15 protein-coding genes are annotated in these 16656 nt (G+C 72.3%); 11 read left to right on the top strand and 4 right to left on the bottom strand.

Features of this window, described 5'->3' with window-relative positions:
• Window positions 1-60: 60 nt before the first annotated feature.
• Together Q2K21_RS14485 and Q2K21_RS14480 are read left to right on the top strand one after the other, a co-directional pair.
• Window positions 61-1131, top strand: coding sequence for an ATP-dependent DNA ligase (locus Q2K21_RS14485; protein ID WP_310770728.1), 1071 nt, complete (start codon window positions 61-63; stop codon window positions 1129-1131).
• A 34-nt stretch (window positions 1132-1165) separates the two neighbouring features.
• Window positions 1166-2149, top strand: a complete 984-nt coding sequence (locus tag Q2K21_RS14480) for a DUF3048 domain-containing protein (RefSeq protein ID WP_310770726.1) — start codon at window positions 1166-1168, stop codon at window positions 2147-2149.
• A gap of 45 nt (window positions 2150-2194) precedes the next feature.
• Here the strand turns inward: Q2K21_RS14480 and Q2K21_RS14475 are convergent, their stop codons facing one another.
• From Q2K21_RS14475 to Q2K21_RS14465, 3 genes are all read right to left on the bottom strand, one after another.
• Window positions 2195-2527 carry a hypothetical protein gene (locus Q2K21_RS14475; protein ID WP_310770724.1) on the bottom strand — a complete coding sequence of 111 codons (333 nt, stop codon included), beginning with the start codon at window positions 2525-2527 and terminating at the stop codon, window positions 2195-2197.
• Between the two features lie 125 nt (window positions 2528-2652).
• Window positions 2653-3411, bottom strand: coding sequence for an IclR family transcriptional regulator (locus Q2K21_RS14470; RefSeq protein ID WP_310770723.1), 759 nt, complete (start codon window positions 3409-3411; stop codon window positions 2653-2655).
• A gap of 244 nt (window positions 3412-3655) precedes the next feature.
• A complete protein-coding gene (locus tag Q2K21_RS14465) occupies window positions 3656-4123 on the bottom strand; it encodes a MarR family winged helix-turn-helix transcriptional regulator (RefSeq protein ID WP_310770721.1) in 468 nt (155 codons plus the stop codon).
• A 219-nt stretch (window positions 4124-4342) separates the two neighbouring features.
• Between Q2K21_RS14465 and Q2K21_RS14460 the strand changes: the two genes are divergently transcribed.
• The 8 genes from Q2K21_RS14460 (at window position 4343) to Q2K21_RS14425 (ending at window position 11877) form a co-directional block, all read left to right on the top strand.
• Window positions 4343-5098 (top strand): CoA transferase subunit A, encoded by a 756-nt coding sequence (locus tag Q2K21_RS14460; protein WP_310770719.1) that lies wholly within the window; start codon window positions 4343-4345, stop codon window positions 5096-5098.
• Window positions 5098-5742 (top strand): CoA transferase subunit B, encoded by a 645-nt coding sequence (locus Q2K21_RS14455; protein WP_310770717.1) that lies wholly within the window; start codon window positions 5098-5100, stop codon window positions 5740-5742. The genes Q2K21_RS14460 and Q2K21_RS14455 overlap by 1 nt, the downstream gene beginning before the upstream one ends.
• Window positions 5739-6941, top strand: coding sequence for a thiolase family protein (locus tag Q2K21_RS14450; protein WP_310770715.1), 1203 nt, complete (start codon window positions 5739-5741; stop codon window positions 6939-6941). The genes Q2K21_RS14455 and Q2K21_RS14450 overlap by 4 nt, the downstream gene beginning before the upstream one ends.
• Before the next feature lie 224 nt (window positions 6942-7165).
• Entirely contained in the window at window positions 7166-7939 is a 774-nt protein-coding gene (gene pcaH / locus Q2K21_RS14445; RefSeq protein WP_310770713.1) for a protocatechuate 3,4-dioxygenase subunit beta, read from the top strand.
• A gap of 5 nt (window positions 7940-7944) precedes the next feature.
• Window positions 7945-8550: a protocatechuate 3,4-dioxygenase subunit alpha gene (gene pcaG / locus Q2K21_RS14440; protein ID WP_310770711.1), complete on the top strand. Its 606-nt coding sequence runs from the start codon at window positions 7945-7947 to the stop codon at window positions 8548-8550.
• Entirely contained in the window at window positions 8547-9887 is a 1341-nt protein-coding gene (gene pcaB, locus Q2K21_RS14435) for a 3-carboxy-cis,cis-muconate cycloisomerase (RefSeq protein ID WP_310770710.1), read from the top strand. The genes pcaG and pcaB overlap by 4 nt, the downstream gene beginning before the upstream one ends.
• Complete coding sequence (gene pcaDC / locus Q2K21_RS14430) at window positions 9884-11011, top strand: bifunctional 3-oxoadipate enol-lactonase/4-carboxymuconolactone decarboxylase PcaDC (RefSeq protein WP_310770708.1); 1128 nt, start codon at window positions 9884-9886, stop codon at window positions 11009-11011. The genes pcaB and pcaDC overlap by 4 nt, the downstream gene beginning before the upstream one ends.
• 74 nt (window positions 11012-11085) lie before the next feature.
• Window positions 11086-11877 (top strand): SDR family NAD(P)-dependent oxidoreductase, encoded by a 792-nt coding sequence (locus tag Q2K21_RS14425; RefSeq protein ID WP_310770706.1) that lies wholly within the window; start codon window positions 11086-11088, stop codon window positions 11875-11877.
• Between the two features lie 277 nt (window positions 11878-12154).
• On the opposite strand, the gene Q2K21_RS14420 is transcribed toward Q2K21_RS14425, so the two are convergent.
• Complete coding sequence (locus Q2K21_RS14420; protein ID WP_310770703.1) at window positions 12155-14845, bottom strand: ATP-binding protein; 2691 nt, start codon at window positions 14843-14845, stop codon at window positions 12155-12157.
• 715 nt (window positions 14846-15560) lie between these two features.
• Between Q2K21_RS14420 and Q2K21_RS14415 the strand changes: the two genes are divergently transcribed.
• On the top strand, window positions 15561-16601 hold the full coding sequence (locus Q2K21_RS14415) for a DUF2510 domain-containing protein (protein ID WP_310770701.1): 1041 nt from the start codon (window positions 15561-15563) through the stop codon (window positions 16599-16601).
• Window positions 16602-16656: the final 55 nt, after the last annotated feature.

The following is a 16656-nucleotide window of genomic DNA, read 5'->3' as shown; positions in this document are numbered from 1 at the left end:
CGCAGGGAACAGTACTCGCACACTGGGCGAATCACTCGGCATGGTCGGAGAATCGAAGGTATGGAGCTGCCCGTGATGCCTCCCGTGAAGCCGATGCTCGCCAAGCCCGTCGCGAAGATCCCGCCGGACATGCAGTACGAGGCCAAGTGGGACGGGTTCCGGGCGATCATCTTCCGCGACGGCGCCGAGGTCGAGCTGGGCAGCCGCACGGGAAAGCCACTGACCAGGTACTTTCCCGAGCTGGTGACGGCGCTGCGGGAGCGGCTGCCGGAGCGCTGCGTGGTGGACGGCGAGATCGTGATCGCGCGGGAGGGGCACCTGGACTTCGACGCGCTGACGGAGCGGATCCATCCGGCCGACTCGCGGGTGCGGATGCTGGCGGAGAAGACTCCGGCCTCGTTCGTGGCGTTCGATCTGCTGGCGCTGGCCGACACGGCGCTGCTCGACGTCCCGCTCAGCGACCGCCGCGCCCTGCTGGAGCGGGCGCTGTCCGGGGTCACGCCCCCCGTCCACCTCGCCCCGGCGACGACGGACCGCGCGGTGGCCGAGCAGTGGTTCGAGCAGTACGAGGGAGCGGGTCTGGACGGAGTGATCGCCAAGCCGCTCTCCCTGCCCTACCGCCCGGACGAACGCGTGATGTTCAAGGTCAAGCACGAGCGCACGGCCGACGTGGTGGTCGCGGGCTACCGCTTCCACAAGAGCGGCCCGGTCGTGGGGTCGCTGCTGCTCGGGCTGTACGACGACCGAGGCGCCCTCCAGCACGTGGGTGTGTCCGCCGCGTTCCCCATGAAGCGGCGCGCGGAGCTGGTGGAGGAACTGGAGCCGCTGCGGATGGAGGACGTCGCGGGGCATCCCTGGGCGGCCTGGTCCAACGAGGTGGCGCACGAGACGGCCCGGCTGCCGGGCGCGCCCAGCCGCTGGTCGGGGAAGAAGGACCTGTCCTGGGTGCCGCTGCGGCCGGAGCGCGTGGCGGAGGTGGCGTACGACCACATGGAGAACGGGGTGCGCTTTCGGCACACCGCGCGTTTCCGCCGCTGGCGCCCGGACCGCACGCCCGAGAGCTGCACGTACACACAGCTGGAGGAACCGGTGCGCTACGACCTCACGGAGATCCTCGGCTCCCCGGCCTGACCCTCCGATCAGGAACTTGGTGGACACAGTGGGCATGCGACAGATCGCACGGAGACGACGCGGTATGACGGCGGCGCTGCTGACCGTCGCGGTGACGGGCTCCCTGATGACGGGCTGCTCATCGAGCGGCGGCGTATCCGACGACGGGCGAGGCGAGCCGCCGCGACAGCAGCAAGTCAGCGGCGGCCGGTCGTCCCCCGCGCCCATGGGTCCGGTGCTCGCCGTGAAGATCGACAACGCGCCCGAGGCGCGCCCGCAGACGGGCCTGGACCAGGCGGACCTCGTCTACGCGGAGCAGGTGGAGGGCGGTCTGAGCCGGCTGATGGCGATGTTCGCGACCAGGCTGCCGAACGTGGTCGGGCCGGTGCGCAGTGCGCGCGAGTCGGATCTGGAGCTGCTGCGCCAGTTCGACATGCCGACGTTCGCGTTCTCCGGGGCGCAGCACAAACTCCTGCCCCTCATCGACAAGGCGCCGCTGAACCCCGAGCCGCCGGAGAAGAACCCCAGCGCCTACTTCCGCGCCGACGACAAGGCCGCTCCGCACAACCTCTATCTGCGCCCGCAGCGGCTGATGCAGTCCGCACCGGGCGCCGCCGCGCTGACGACGGGCTTCCACTTCGGCGCCGCACCGGCGGGCGGCACGCCTCGAACCACGCACACGGTCCGCTTCCCGTCGGCCCGCTTCACCTTCACCTGGTCCGCCGAACGGCAGCGCTGGCTGGTCGCGATGGACGGCACGCCGACGGTGACGACGGACGGTGCGCGGGTGGCTCCGGCGACGGTGGTGGTGCAGTACGTCCAGGTGAGCGACTCCCGGTTCCATGACTTCCTCGGGAGCAACTCCCCGTACTCACAGACCGTGGGCTCCGGAAAGGCGCAAGTGCTGCGCGACGGACGGGAGTTCGACGTCACCTGGCGGCGGGCGTCCGCGACGGACGGCACGGAGTTCACGGCGGCGGACGGCACACCGGTGAACTTCGCGACAGGACAGGTGTGGGTGGTGCTCGCGAAGGCGTGAGCGGAGACGTGAACGGGGCCGCGAGTGGGGCTGTGAGTGCGGGCGTTACGCCCGTCGGCCCAGCCGGCGTTCGATCGCCGCGCCCGCCTCCTGGCGGGCGGTGGCCAGCGCCTGGCGGGCCTCCTCGACCGAGCCGAGTCCCAGTGCCGCCGCGATCGCCTCCCAGGCGACCCCGCCCTCGAGCAGCGCCTCCACCGCGGCACCGACGGCCACCACCGACTCATGGCGGGCCTTGTCGAGTTCGGTGAGCGTACGCAGCAGGTCCGGGGCCGTCGCGGCGTCCGCGAGTCCACTCTGCGCCGCGTGCCGCGCCTGGTCGGCGGTGATCCACCAGTCGGCGGACGAGTGCGGGGAACGGGTGACGAGGGTCCGGTCCACGGTGGTGCCGCCTTCCTTCCCGGGTACGCATAGGGCGCTGCTGAGCCTCAGCCTAGCCGCCTATCCGCACAGCGGCACATTTGGTCCGCTGAACGGACCAGTCGGCCCCGCTCACTCGGGTCGGCTCACCCCTCGAACGGCAGGCCCGCCCGCGCCAGCTCCCCCGCCGCCGCCCCGAGCCCCTCCGCGAAGCGCCGTACACGCTCGTCGGTGAACCGGGTGCTGGGCCCGCCGAAGGACAGGGCCGCCACCACCGCTCCGCCGCGCCCCCGCACCGGCACGGCCACCGCCGACAGTCCCTCCTCGCGCTCGCCGTGGCTCGTGGCATACCCCTGGGTCCGCGTCTCCTCGATCCACGCGTGCAGCGTCTCCAGGTGGGCGGCCCCGTACGGCGAGGTCTCCGCGACCCGGCGCAGCAGGGCCTCCGGCGCATCGAGCAGCAGCGCCTTGGCCACCCCTCCCGCCCACAGCGGCAGTTCGTCCCCGACCCTGACGACCTGGCGCAGCGTCTGCGGTCCCTCCTCCTGGGCGATGCAGACGCGGTGGACGTCGCGGCGCACGTACAGGTGCACCGTCTCCCTGTGTTCGGCGGCCAGGTCGCGCAGGATCGCCCCGGCCGCGGGCGGCAGCCGCCAGGCCTGCTCGGCGAGTCGGGACCAGCGCAGCAGGGCAGGGCCCGCGATGTGGCGGCCGTGTTCGTCGACCCAGAGCAGACCGTTGATCCGGAGGGTGCCGAGCAGGCGCAGCACGGTGGTCTTGGGCAGTCCCGAGGCGGAGACGATCTCGCGGAGGGAGAGCGCGGGGTGGCTCTCGTCGAAGAGTCCCAGGATGTCGATCGCCCGCTGGACGGTTCTCATCCCCGCGGGTTCGGCCTCGGCCGCCATGGCTGATTCCTTTCGGCTCTCTTCGTGCGTTGCGCCTGCGGGGCGCCTCAGCCCGTGTCGAGAGAACGACCGCGCTCAGCCCTTCGGGCCTCCCCGCTCCCCCAAGCTCTTCGAGCAGGGGGACCCCCGGTCCCGTCGACACCGGCGCGCCCCTCCGGCTCCACGCTGTCCGGACCGCACCGCGGCCCTGCTGACGCCCTTGCACCAGCACGGTACTGCGCACCGGTCCGCTCGGCGGACCGCGTCAGGTCTTGGCCCCCGCGACGGGCGTCTCCGGGTTGCGCAACCCCTCGGCGGCCTCGGAGACACGCTGGATGAGATCGAAGAACACGCTCTGCTCCTCGGCGGAGAGCGGAGCCAGGAAGATCTGGTTCATCCGGGCCGTGCGCACCGTCAGCCTGCGGTGCGTCCGCAGCCCCTCGTCCGTGAGGCGCAGCAGGAAGCGGCGGCCGTCCTGCGGGTCGCGGACCTTGTCGAGGAGACCCCGACGGCTGAGCCGGCTGATCACCTCGGCGATGGTGGACCGGTCCAGGCCCACCCGCTCCCCCACGGTGCGCTGGTCGAGCCCCGGTTCGGCGACGAGCGCGTTCAGGACCGCGAACTGCGGTGAGGTGATCTCCTCGGAGACCATCGTGTTCCACAGCAGGTAGTGGGCCTGCTGCAGCCGCCGGGCAAGGTGCCCGGGGTGGGTGGAGAGGTCCACAGCGGCCATGTGCGCTCCCGTGGTCGTTTTCGTTGGTGCACTGAACGATACTCGCGGCGATCGGACCTGTCTGCGCGCCGGGGCGCCGGTAATTGGCGTCTCACCTCAGGTATTGACGCCTCGGTGCCGCAGTGGCAGCGTGAGGGGAACCTCGCTGAAATACTCAGTGCCCTGATTAATTGTGACTGATCGACCGTCGGGACGCTTGGAAGAGATGGGGCTTCACGGATGGACAAGGTGGTCGCCACGGCCCATGAGGCGGTGGCCGATGTGCCGGACGGCGCATCTGTGGCGGTGGGCGGGTTCGGGCTGAGCGGTGTCCCGAACGTGCTGATCCAGGCGTTGTACGAGCGGGGCGTCGCCGGGTTGTCGGTCGTCTCCAACAACTGCGGGGCGATGGAGTCGGGTCTCGCGGTGCTGCTGGCGGCGGGACGGATCGCCCGGGTGACCGGCTCCTACATCGGGGCGAACAAGGAGTTCGCGCGCCAGTATCTGGCCGGGGAGCTGGAGGTGGAGCTGATCCCGCAGGGCACGCTGGCCGAGCGGCTGCGCGCCGGCGGGGCCGGCATCCCCGCCTTCTACACCCCCGCGGGCGTCGGCACGCAGGTCGCCGAGGGCGGGCTGCCGTGGCGCTACGACGGGCAGGGCGGGGTGGCGCTGGCCTCGCCGTCCAAGGAGGTGCGCGAGTTCGACGGCACGGAGTACGTGCTGGAGCGCGGGATCCGCACCGACTTCGCGCTGGTCCGGGCGGCCAGGGGCGACCGGCACGGCAACCTCGTCTTCAACAAGTCCTCCCGCAACTTCAACCCGCTGGCCGCCATGGCGGGCAAGGTGACCATCGCCGAGGTGGAGGAACTGGTCGAGCCCGGCGAGATCGGCCCCGACGCGGTGCATGTGCCCGGCATCTTCGTGCAGCGGGTCGTGGCGCTGACCCCCGAGCAGGCGGCGGACAAGAAGATCGAGCAGCGGACGGTGAGTTCCTGATGGCCTGGACACGCGAGGAGATGGCCGCCCGGGCCGCGCGCGAACTGCGGGACGGCCAGTACGTCAATCTCGGCATCGGCCTGCCGACGCTGATCCCGAACCATCTTCCCGAGGACGTCGAGGTGGTCCTGGAGTCGGAGAACGGCATCCTCGGCACCGGCCCCTACCCCACCAAGGACCAGGTCGACCCCGATCTGATCAACGCGGGCAAGGAGACCGTCACGGTCCTGCCCGGTGCCTCCTTCTTCGACTCCGCACTGTCCTTCTCGATGATCCGCGGCGGGCACATCGATGTGGCCGTGCTGGGCGCCATGCAGGTCTCGGAGAAGGGCGACCTGGCGAACTGGGCGATCCCCGGAAAGCTGGTCACGGGGATCGGCGGGGCGATGGACCTCGTCCACGGCGCCCGAACCGTCATCGTCGTCATGACCCACACCGCGAAGGACGGCTCGCCGAAGATCCTTCAGGAGTGCGCGCTGCCGCTGACCGGGAAGGCGTGTGTGAACCGGGTCATCACCGACCTCGCCGTGCTGGACGTGACCGACGACGGACTGGTGCTGGTGGAGTGCGCCCCGGGTGTCGACGTCCAGGAGATCATCGCCAAGACCGACGCCAAGCTGACCGTCGCGGAGGGCCTCAAGTGAAGAACGTCTATATCGTCGACGCGGTCCGCACCCCCATCGGGCGGTACAACGGCGGCCTCGCCTCCGTCCGCCCCGACGACCTGGCCGCGCACGCCATCCGGGAACTCCTCGCCCGCACCCCGCGGTTGGATCCGACAGGCATCGAGGACGTCTACTTCGGCAACGCCAACGGGGCCGGCGAGGAGAACCGCAACGTCGCCCGCATGGCCGCCCTCCTGGCCGGCCTGCCCACCGGCGTGCCCGGGGTGACCGTGAACCGGCTGTGCGCCTCCGGTCTGGAAGCGGTCATCCAGGCCGCCCGCGCCATCGCCGTCGGGGACGCCTCCATCACGCTGGCCGGCGGGGTGGAGTCCATGACCCGCGCCCCCTACGTCCTCCCCAAGAGCGACCGGCCCTTCCCGGCCGGCCACGCCGAGCTGTACTCCACCACGCTGGGCTGGCGCATGGTCAATCCGAGGATGAACCCGCAATGGACCATCCCGCTGGGCGAGTCCGCCGAACTGATCGCCGACAAGCACAGGATCACTCGCGAGCAGCAGGACGAGTTCGCCCTCGCCTCCCATCAGAAGGCCGCCAAGGCCCAGGCCGACGGCCTCTTCGACGTTGAACTGGCACCCGTGTCCATCCCACGGCGCAAGGGCGACCCGGTCGTCCTCGCCGCCGACGAGTGCGTACGCCCGGACGCCTCCCTGGAGGCGATGGCGAAGCTCAAGCCGTCCTTCCGCACGGAGACAGGCACGGTCACCGCGGGCAACGCGTCCCCGCTGAACGACGGTGCCGCCGCCCTGCTCCTGACGGACGAGGAGGGCCTGAAGGCCACAGGCCGCGAGCCGCTCGCCCGTATCAGCGCGAGCGCCGTCTCGGCGATCGACCCGCAGTACTTCGGCCTCGCCCCCGTCGAGGCCGTCAGCCGGGCCCTGGCCAAGGCGGGCAGGACCTTCGACGACCTGTCCGTCCTGGAACTCAACGAGGCCTTCGCCGCCCAGGTCCTCGGTTGTGTGGCCGAGTGGCCCGAGTTCGACCCGGCCGTCCTCAACCCCCAGGGCGGCGCCATCGCCCTCGGCCACCCCCTTGGTGCCTCCGGTGCCCGCCTGGCCGGCACCGTCGCCCACCAGCTCGCCCGACGCGGCTCCGGCACCGGCGTCGCCACCCTCTGCATCGGCGTGGGTCAGGGCCTCGCCCTCGTCCTCGAACGCTGAGCGCTCCGCTGGACATGCGGTCCGTTACCTGCGAGTGCGTTGTGGCCGGCCGCTCCCCCAAGTTCCCGGCTTCTCCCCCAAGCTCTCGGCTTCGCTCGAGCAGGGGGACCCCCATGAGCAGGGGGGACCCACATCGCGGCGGAGCCGCACATCGATACAGCCCCGCGCCCCTTCGGGGCGCTGCCGGCCGCACCGGACATCGCCGAACCCGCTTAGGAACCCCCATGACTCTCACTCAGCACGACATCGACCAGGAGATCGCGGCCGAGCACGCCGCCTACGAGAAGCGGGTCGCCGACGGCGCGCCCGTCGAGCACCATCCGCGCCGCGACTACGCCCCCTACCGCTCCTCCGCGCTGCGCCACCCCAAGCAGCCACCGATCACGATAGACGTGGCCAAGGACCCGGAGCTGGTGGAGCTGTCGTCCCCGGCCTTCGGCGAGCGCGACATCACCGAGATCGACAACGACCTCACCAGGCACCACCGGGGCGAGCCGATCGGCGAGCGGATCACCGTCTCCGGCCGTCTGCTCGACCGGGACGGACGCCCGGTGCGCGGCCAGCTCGTCGAGATCTGGCAGGCGAACTCGGCCGGCCGGTACGCGCACCAGCGCGAGCAGCACGACGCCCCGCTGGACCCGAACTTCACCGGCGTGGGCCGCACGCTCACGGACGACGACGGCTTCTACCGCTTCACCACCGTCCAGCCGGGACCGTACCCGTGGCGCAACCACGTCAACGCCTGGCGTCCGGCCCATATCCACTTCTCGCTCTTCGGCACGGCGTTCACGCAGCGGCTCGTGACGCAGATGTACTTCCCGAACGACCCGCTCTTCCCGTACGACCCGATCCTGCAGTCCGTGACGGACGACGCCGCCCGGCAGCGGCTGGTCGCGACGTACGACCACAGCCTGTCGGTGCCGGAGTTCTCGCTCGGCTACCACTGGGACATCGTGCTCGACGGCCCGAACGCCACCTGGATCGAAGAAGGACGCTGACACCCATGACGAAGATCGACACAAGCATCCCCGCGAACGTGCTCCCCACCCCGTCGCACACGGTCGGCCCCTTCTACGGGTACGCGCTGCCGTTCCCGGGCGGCGGTGACATCGCGCCGCTCGGCCACCCGGACACGATCACCCTTCAGGGCTACATCCACGACGGCGAGGGCAACCCGCTGCCGGACGCCTTCGTGGAGCTGTGGGGTCCCGACCCGGACGGCAACCTGCCGACGACGGACGGCTCGATCCGGCGCGACCCCTCGACCGGCGGCTACCTGGGCCGCAACGGCGTCGAGTTCACCGGCTGGGGCCGTGTCCAGACGGACGCGAACGGCCACTGGTACGCGCGTACGCTGCGGCCCGGCGCGCGCGGGCAGAGCGCCCCCTATATCAGCGTGTGCGTCTTCGCGCGCGGACTGCTCGTGCACCTGTTCACCCGGATCTATCTGCCGGGCGACGAGGCGGCGCTCGCCGCGGACCCGCTGCTCGCGCGCCTGGACGGGGAGCGCCGCGGCACGCTGATCGCGGCCGCCGAGGGCAACGGCACATACCGTTTCGACATCCGCCTTCAGGGCGAGGGCGAGACGGTCTTTCTGGAGTTCCGGTGACACCTGTCGACCCTGTCGATGCCGAGACAGGTCTGCTCGCCCCCGGGTGGGCCGGCTCCCCCGCCGCGTCCGCGACCAGCGACACCGCGTATCTACGGGCACTGCTCGACGCGGAGGCGGCGCTGACCCGCGCCCAGGCCTCGCTGGGGCTCGCTCCCGCACAGGCGGCGACAGCGGTGACCGAGGCGGCCGGGTCCGGGCGTTTCGACCCGCGGGACCTCGCCGTACGGGCCCGCGCCGGCGGTAATCCGGTGATCCCCCTGGTCGCCGATCTGACGAAGGCGGTCGGCGCGGAGTACGGGCCGTACGTCCACCAGGGCGCCACCAGTCAGGACATCATGGACACGGCAACCATGCTGGTCGCCGTGCGCGCGCTGAGCCTGGTCCTGGCGGACCTGGAGCACACGCAGGGGGCACTGGCCCGGCTCGCCGCACACCACCGGGACACGGTCATGCCGGGGCGGACACTGACCCAGCACGCGGTGCCGACCACCTTCGGGTTGAAGGCGGCGGGCTGGCGGTCGCTGGTGCTGGACGCACGGGACCGGGTACGGGCCGTACGGGACGGTCTGCCCGTCCAACTGGGCGGCGCGGCAGGCACGTTGGCCGCGTTCACCGTCTACGGCTCGGCGGACCCCCGGGCGCTCACCGATGCGTATGCCCGTGAACTCTCCCTTGTCTCACCCGAGTTGCCCTGGCACACCCTGCGCACCCCCATCGCCGATCTCGCGGGCTGCCTCGCCTTCGCGGCCGGAGCACTGGGCAAGATCGCGGTGGACGTCCTGACCCTCTCCCGTACGGAGATCGCCGAGGTCGCCGAGGGCACGGGCGGGGGTTCCTCCGCGATGCCGCACAAGGCGAACCCGGTACGGGCGACCCTGATCGCGGCCGCCGCCCGGCGCGCACCGCAGCTCGCCGCCACCCTGTACGGATCACTGGCCGCCGAGGACGAACGCCCCGCCGGGGCCTGGCACGCCGAGTGGGAGCCGCTGCGCGACCTGCTGAGACTGGTGGGCGGCAGCGCGCGCCACGCTGCCGAACTGGCCGAAGGGCTCCGGGTGAACACGGACGCCATGCGCGAACACCTCGGCCTTACCCATGGGTTGATCGTCTCCGAGCGGCTGGCGGCGGAGCTGGCGCCCGTGCTGGGCCGCGCCCGCGCCAAGGAACTGCTCACCGAGGCCGCCCGGCGTACCCACGCCGAGGGCCGCAGCCTGGCCGAACTGCTCGCCGAGGAGCCGGAGCTGAAGGACCTGGACCTCGACGGCCTCACCGATCCGACCCGCTACACCGGCTCCGCCGAAACCCTCACCGACCGTGCCCTGGAGCGCTCGTGACCGACAAGCCGCTGCACCACCACGCCGAGGGCTCCGCCACGGCTCCCCCGCTGCTCCTCGGACCCTCGCTCGGCACCTCGTACGCCCTGTGGGACAAGGTCGCGCCCGAACTGTCCCTCACCCACCGGGTGATCCGCTGGGACCTGCCGGGTCACGGCGGTTCGGCACCGGACCTCATCGGTCCCGGCGCGACGGTCGCCGACCTCGCCGATCTGGTGCTGGCGCTCGCGGACTCGCTGGGCGTCGACCGGTTCGCCTACGCCGGGGTGTCGCTCGGCGGCGCGGTGGGGCTGCACCTCGCCGTGCACCACCCCGAGCGGGTCTCGTCGTTGGCCGTCATCTGCTCGTCCGCGCACTTCAACGGATCCAAGCCGTGGGAGGAGCGGGCCGCGCTGGTCCGCCGGGACGGGTTGGCGCCGGTCGCGGCGACCGCCGACGCCCGCTGGTTCACGGCCCCCTTCACCGTGCCGCGGCTCGTCCAGGACCACCGGGACGCGGATCCGGCCGCGTACGCCGCCTGCTGCGACGCGCTCGCCGCGTTCGACATCCGCGACCGGCTGTCGTCGATCGCCGTGCCGACGCTGCTGATCGCGGGGCGCGAGGACCCGGCGACGCCGCCGGCGCATCTGCGGGAGATCGCGGACGCGGTCCCCGGCTCCGCGCTGGTCGAGATCCCGGGCGCCTCGCACCTGGCGCCCGCCCAGTGCCCCGAGGCCGTGCTGACCGCCCTGCGGGCGCACTTCGGTTCAGGCGCGCGACGCGGCATGGAGGTGCGCCGCGAGGTCCTCGGCGATGCGCACGTGGACCGGGCGCAGGCACGCCAGACCCCCTTCACCGCCCGTTTCCAGGACTTCATCTCCCGCTATGCCTGGGGGGAGATCTGGACCGACCCGACGCTGTCCCGCCGCGAGCGCAGCATGATCACGCTGACGGCGCTGGTCGCACACGGCCACCACGACGAGCTGGCCATGCATGTGCGGGCGGCCCGCCGCAACGGGCTGACGCCTCAGGAGATCGGCGCGGTGCTGCTGCAGACGGCGGTGTACTGCGGGGTGCCGGCGGCGAACTCGGCGTTCGCGGTGGCGCAGCGGGTGCTCGCCGAGGAGGACACCGCCGGAGGGTGACCCTGCTGGTCGTAGCTTCACCAGCACCTCTCTCATGCCCCCGCTCCGGCCCGCTCCGTGCCTAGGGTGGAGGCATGTCCACAGTTCTGATCACCGGCGCCACCTCCGGTCTCGGCCGCTACGTCGCCTTCGAGCTGGTCCGCTCCGGGCATGTCGTCCTCGCGCACGGACGCGACGCGGACCGCACCGAGCACCTCGTCGCGGAGCTGCGCACCGAGGGTGAGGCGCACGGCTTCGTCGCCGACCTGGCCTCGCTCGACCAGGTGCGGCGGCTCGGCGAGGAGGTGGCCGCCGCACAGCCCCGGCTCGACGTCCTGGTCAACAACGCGGGTGTGGGCGGCGGCCCGAGCGGCTCCGGGCGCGAGGTCGGCGCCGACGGCCACGAACTGCGCCTCGCGGTCAACTACCTGGCCCCGGTGGTGCTCACCCGGACCCTGTTGCCGGTGCTGCGGGCGAACGCGCCCGCCCGGATCGTCAACGTCGGCTCGGTGGGCCAGGAGCCGTTGGACTTCGCCGACCCGGAGCTGACACGCGGCTACAGCGGCTTCTCGGCGTACTGCCGCAGCAAGTTCGCCCTGGCGGCGCACACGTTCGCGCTGGCCGAGGAGCTACAGGGCACCGGCGTCTCGGTGAACGTCCTGCACCCTGCCACCTACATGGACACCGCGATGGTCCGCGAGGGCGGCATCACGCCGTGGAACACGGTCGCGGACGGCGCACCCGGTGTACTGGCCCTGGCGACCCGGGACAGGGGCACCGGCGGCTACTTCGACGGCACCCGTCCGTCCCGGGCGCACGAGGAGACGTACGACCGGGAGGTACAGAGACGGCTGGAGACGGTCACCCATCAGCTCCTCGCGCTCTGACGGCGCCTTCGGCGGGGGCGCCGGGCCTAGGTCCTGTCGTCAAACTCCCGTCGTCCGCCCGGAGGGCGGGCCCTGCGGCGTCAGGTGCGTGCTCTGGGGGTACCCCCTGCTCGTAGAGCTTGGGGGAGTGCCGGGCGCTGACCCTCGTACTGGATGTACTTGGGGTTGCGCCCGGTGCGGCGAGTGGGGGTCCCCCCTGCTCGAAGAGCTTGGGGGAGCGTGCATGGCGTCGCGGGGCAGGCGGGAGTTTGACGACAGGGCCTAGGCGCTCGGGGCCTCAGCGAAGCCCCAACCCCTGGTCCAGCGCGTCCTGCGCACGGGTCACCAGCCCGTCGGCCCCACAGGAGCGTGCCAACGTCAGACCCCGGTTCAGCTCGGCCACCGACTTCGCGGCGATCCCGTACTCGACGCGCGCCGCCGCGTGTTCGTAGGCGCACGGAGAGGCCTCCAGATACGTCACCGCCTGCGCGTACAGCGAGACGGCCCGCTGGCCCTTCTCCAGGGCCGCGGCCACGCGAAGGGCCTCGCCGATCGCCGTGTCGGTGCCGAAGCGCTCGGCCTGCCGGCGCACGGTCATGGCCAGCTCGGTGGCCCGGCGCGGGTCCTCGGTGGCCAGGGCGCGGGCCAGATCGCCCGCCCATGGGGCGAGCACGACGTTGTGGCGGCCGCGCGCGGCGGCGGCCTTCTCGGCCGCCTCCAGTTCGTTGATGCCCTCCTTCGTGCGGCCGGTGGCCAGCAGCAGCCGGCCGCGCACGGAGTGGATGTCGGGCAGCACGATCGTGTTCGGGTACGGCGGGGCGAAGCCGTACTGGCCGGCGGCCTGCTCGGCCTCGTCGTGGCGTCCCGCGGCGATCAGCGTGTCGATGAGACCGCACAGCGGCGGCCAGTACAGCGGCAGTCCCCGTCCGACGCGCTCGGCGAGCCGGAGAGAGTCCCGCAGGTACCGCTCCGCCTCCTTGAGCCGGCCGCGCCTGCGGTGGGCCATTCCGACGAAGGCGTGCGCGAGGGCGAGGTGGCCGCCGCTCCAACCGGCCGCGGTGTACGCGTTCAGCGCCTCCGTCAGGAGACTCTCGGCCCGGTCCAGCCGATCGGTGTAGATGTACGAGCAGCCGAGCATCAGCAGGAGTTCCACTCCCCACTCGGTGTCGGTCCAGCTCATTCCGGGCGCGAGGCGCCCGTTGACGAGGGCGCGGTCGCAGAACTCCACGACCTCCTCGGCGCTCTCGCCGCGGGTCAGCGCGTCGAAGCCGCGCACGATCAGCAGCACACGCTCGGAGTTGTCCCGGCCCGTGCAACTGCTGACGAGTTCCTTCAGGCCGCTGGAGCCCTCCGCCGAGCCCTCGTGGAGCGCGAGGATGCCCTCCCAGATGTAGTGCACGGCCCGCAGCCGCATCCGGCCCGGGCCTTCGGGCAGTCGGGCCGCCTCCGCGTCGACGGTGCGGATGGCCTCGTCCAGTTGGTCGTTGTGCAGCAGGGCCTGGGAGAGGCGGTAGACGGCGTCGACGCGGACGTCGCCCTCCAGGCCCCGCATGGCGAGGGCCGCCTGGAGGTATTCGATGGTGGTGGCGGGTGAGGTCAGCAGTGTGGCGCAGCCCAGTTCGTAGAGCACGTGCGGGTGCACCTCGGGCAGCGGCGGCTCCAGCAGGGCGCGTTCAAGACAGCGGCGGGCCGCGTCGGGGGCGCCGACGGCGAGGTGTTCACGGGCGGCCTCGCGCATCTGCTCGACGAGTTCCTCGTCGTCGTCCGGATGGACTTCGAGGAGGTGGCGGGAGGCGGCCGCGGCACCCCGTCCCGAGTCGGTGACGACCTGCGCGGCGATGCCGTGCATCGCGGTGCGCAGCCCGTCGGGGATCGAGCGGTAGACGGCGGTGGCGATCAGCGGGTGCACGAACTCCAGCTCGCCGTCCTCGCTCTGCCGGGTCGCCGGGTCGGGCTCGGTGAGGATGCGGGCCGCGCTGAGGAGTTGCGCGCAGCGCGTGGCCTCCTCGCGGCGCATGGTGGCGAGGCGGGCCACCAGGTCCACGGTGATGCCGGTGCCGAGGATGGCCGCGGCCCAGGCGAACCGGGTGGCCTCGATGCCGAGGCCTTCGAGGCGGGCGACGAGGCCGTTGCCACGGGCGGAGCGGTTCAGGGCGCGCAGTTCGGCGGCCGACGCCTCGACGGGATCCAGCTGGCTGTCCTGCACCTTGGCCAGGAGTTCCACGGTCTCGTACGGGTTGCCGCCGGTCACGGCCCATACCTCGCGGCAGAACGGGTCGTCCGCGTGGGTGCCGACCGTGATCCGCGTGAGGTCGGCCGTGGCTTCGGGGGTGAGGGCGCTCAGCGTGCTGGTCGGGCGGCGGGCGGCCGCGGCGATCGCTTCGAGGAGAGGGGCGCCCTCCTCGGTGGCGTCGCCGGGACGGCGGGCGACCACGACGAGCACGCGCAGGTCGTCGAGGCGCTCGACGAACGCGGCCAGCCACTGCAGGGTCTCCTGGTCGGCCCAGTGCGCGTCGTCGATGAGCAGGACCAGCGGCCACTCCCGCTCGGCGAGCCGGGAGACGGCCTCGACCAGGCCGTCGCACACGCCCTGCGGGTCGGCCTGCCGCTCACCGGGATCCGTTATCCCGAGGGCGGGGCCCGCGACGTCGTACCAGTCGCCCAGGTATTCGCGCGCCTCCTCCGGCATCAGCGAGACGAGTGCGGGCTGGAGCAACTGTCGGACGACATTGAACGGGACGGACCTGACGGTCTCGCCGCCGCGTGCCGACCAGACCGTGCAGCCGCGCCTCTCCGCGATGCGGCGTGCCTCGGCAAGGAGCGCCGTCTTGCCGATGCCGGCCACGCCGCTGAACACGAGCAGGCCTCCCGCCCAAGAGGGCGAGGAGTCGTCGCGCAGGGCGTCTATCGCCTCGGTGAGGGCGGCGAGTTCCGCATCGCGTTCCCACAGGGAAGCCGAGGCGGCCGCGCCGGGCCGTGCCTGCGTCATCCCGGTACCTCCCCAGGTCGCCCAAACGACGTACACGTTGAGCCTAGCCGTACGCGGGACCCGGTGGGGGGAGGTCGGTGCACCTGTTGCCGTGACGGGTGACGCGGGGTGTCCGGGGGCGACGCGACATGCCGCCGACCAGCCCCGGTGAAAGTAATTGACAGTCAAACACCCCTGAAATGAAGCCAAGTTTCCTCCGTCGCCGTGGCATCGGGGGGTCTGTCGAATGAGCGCACAGACGCGGACGCGGCGCGGTCGGTGCGAGCCATGGGGTCGCCGTCTCGGGCGGCGGTACCGGTGACCCGGTACCGATGGCGGCCGGCTCAGGAGTCGGGCGGTGTGCCGCCGCGACGGCCCTGCGCCCCGAGGGCGGCTCCTGCGACCACAGGGGGGCAGGCTTGGGGAAAGCGTGTTCGCGGCGTGCCGGACTCCGGCCTCGTCTGGAGGCACTGGGGGCTGGGCCTGGAGCGGCAAGTGGGGGCGCCTCCCACCCCCTTGAGGTTGTGGGGCGCGTGCATGGCGCCGCTGGGCAGGCGGAAGTTCGACGACAGACCCGGAGGGCCGCGACCGCCCCCGCGGGCGGAGTGGGCGTCAAGTGCGCGAACGTCGGGGCACCCCGTGCCGGAGGCGGCCGGACCGGGTGCGCGGGGCAGGCCCGTCACCCCGGCCGGGCCCCTCTCATCCCTCTTTCACGCATGCCTCATACGGTGGGTCCATGACGCAGGTGACTCCTCCCGGGTGGTACCCCGACCCCGGGCAGACAAGTGACGGGCCCGCCACCGAGCGCTGGTGGGACGGCAAGGCATGGACGGACCGGGTCCGCCCCGCGGATCCGGCCGCCGCATGGGGTCCGCCGGAGCAGCCGTCGGCCGTCGGCGCACTTCCGGGCGGCCCGTTCGCCCCGTATCCCGGTGCGCAGCCCGCCCCCGCGCGGCGCGGGGTGCGCACCGGGATAGCCGTCGCGGCGGCGGTCGCGGTTCTGGCGGGCATCGGCGGCGGTGTCTACGCGCTCACCGCGAACGACGGCCGGAGCGGGACCGCCGCGGGCTCCCGGGGCCCGGGCGGTTTCGGCGGCCCGGAGGGCCAGGGTGGCCAAGGGGGCCAGGGCGGTCCCTTCGGCGGTCAGGGCGGATCTGGTGGTTCGGGCGGATCCGGCGGGTCCGGCGGTTCGGGCGGCCAGGCTCCCGCGCCGGGCCAGTCCGGGCAGCCGCAGGTCGAGGACGGATACGCCACCGACTTGGCCAACGGCATCAGCATCCCGGTGCCCGACGGCTGGTCCGGCGGAACCACCGTCGACGGAACCGCGGCGGTCCAGTCGAAGGACGAGTACAAGTGCCCCGGTGACACGTCGAAGAACTGCAACACCGGCGGGGCGTACTCCGCCTCCGCCAAGGACCAGAAGCTGACGGCCACCACCGCCGAGGCCGCGGCCAAGCAGGACATCGCCAAGAACGCCGAGGAGTCGTACGGCGGCAAGTCCTACGGTGGGATCACCTCGCACGAGGTGCTGGCCTCCAAGGCGGTGACCGTGGCCGGGCAGAAGGGCTACATGGTCCGCTGGAAGGCGATCACCAGCAAGGGCGCGGACGGCTATGTCGAGTCGCTGGTCTTCCCGTCGCCCGCCGACTCCAAGCGGCTCGTCGTCGTCCGCTTCGGCCTCGACGTCGGATCGAACGCGCCCGAGCCGGCCGTGCTGGACAAGATCACCAAGGGCATCAAGGCGTCGGCGGCGAGCGGCGACGGCCAGAACATCTGAGACCGCGTCCCGCACGCACCCGGCCGAACGTGGTGCGGCCGGGTGGGGCGCCTCT

The organism is Streptomyces sp. CGMCC 4.7035 (genome assembly GCF_031583065.1).
Classification (GTDB): Bacteria; Actinomycetota; Actinomycetes; order Streptomycetales; family Streptomycetaceae; genus Streptomyces; species Streptomyces yaanensis.
Note: the sequence above shows the minus strand (reverse complement) of the source record. Positions and strands in the feature narration are given on the sequence as shown.

What these genes read in the sequence shown, in the direction of transcription:
- Q2K21_RS14485 (WP_310770728.1), top strand. Translation starts at nt 61, where the DNA reads ATGGAGCTGCCCGTGATGCCTCCCGTGAAGCCGATGCTCGCCAAGCCC.
- Q2K21_RS14480 (WP_310770726.1), top strand. Translation starts at nt 1,166, where the DNA reads ATGCGACAGATCGCACGGAGACGACGCGGTATGACGGCGGCGCTGCTG.
- Q2K21_RS14470 (WP_310770723.1), bottom strand. Translation starts at nt 3,411, where the DNA reads ATGGCGGCCGAGGCCGAACCCGCGGGGATGAGAACCGTCCAGCGGGCG.
- Q2K21_RS14465 (WP_310770721.1), bottom strand. Translation starts at nt 4,123, where the DNA reads ATGGCCGCTGTGGACCTCTCCACCCACCCCGGGCACCTTGCCCGGCGG.
- Q2K21_RS14460 (WP_310770719.1), top strand. Translation starts at nt 4,343, where the DNA reads ATGGACAAGGTGGTCGCCACGGCCCATGAGGCGGTGGCCGATGTGCCG.
- Q2K21_RS14455 (WP_310770717.1), top strand. Translation starts at nt 5,098, where the DNA reads ATGGCCTGGACACGCGAGGAGATGGCCGCCCGGGCCGCGCGCGAACTG.
- pcaH (WP_310770713.1), top strand. Translation starts at nt 7,166, where the DNA reads ATGACTCTCACTCAGCACGACATCGACCAGGAGATCGCGGCCGAGCAC.
- pcaG (WP_310770711.1), top strand. Translation starts at nt 7,945, where the DNA reads ATGACGAAGATCGACACAAGCATCCCCGCGAACGTGCTCCCCACCCCG.
- Q2K21_RS14425 (WP_310770706.1), top strand. Translation starts at nt 11,086, where the DNA reads ATGTCCACAGTTCTGATCACCGGCGCCACCTCCGGTCTCGGCCGCTAC.
- Q2K21_RS14420 (WP_310770703.1), bottom strand. Translation starts at nt 14,845, where the DNA reads ATGACGCAGGCACGGCCCGGCGCGGCCGCCTCGGCTTCCCTGTGGGAA.
- Q2K21_RS14415 (WP_310770701.1), top strand. Translation starts at nt 15,561, where the DNA reads ATGACGCAGGTGACTCCTCCCGGGTGGTACCCCGACCCCGGGCAGACA.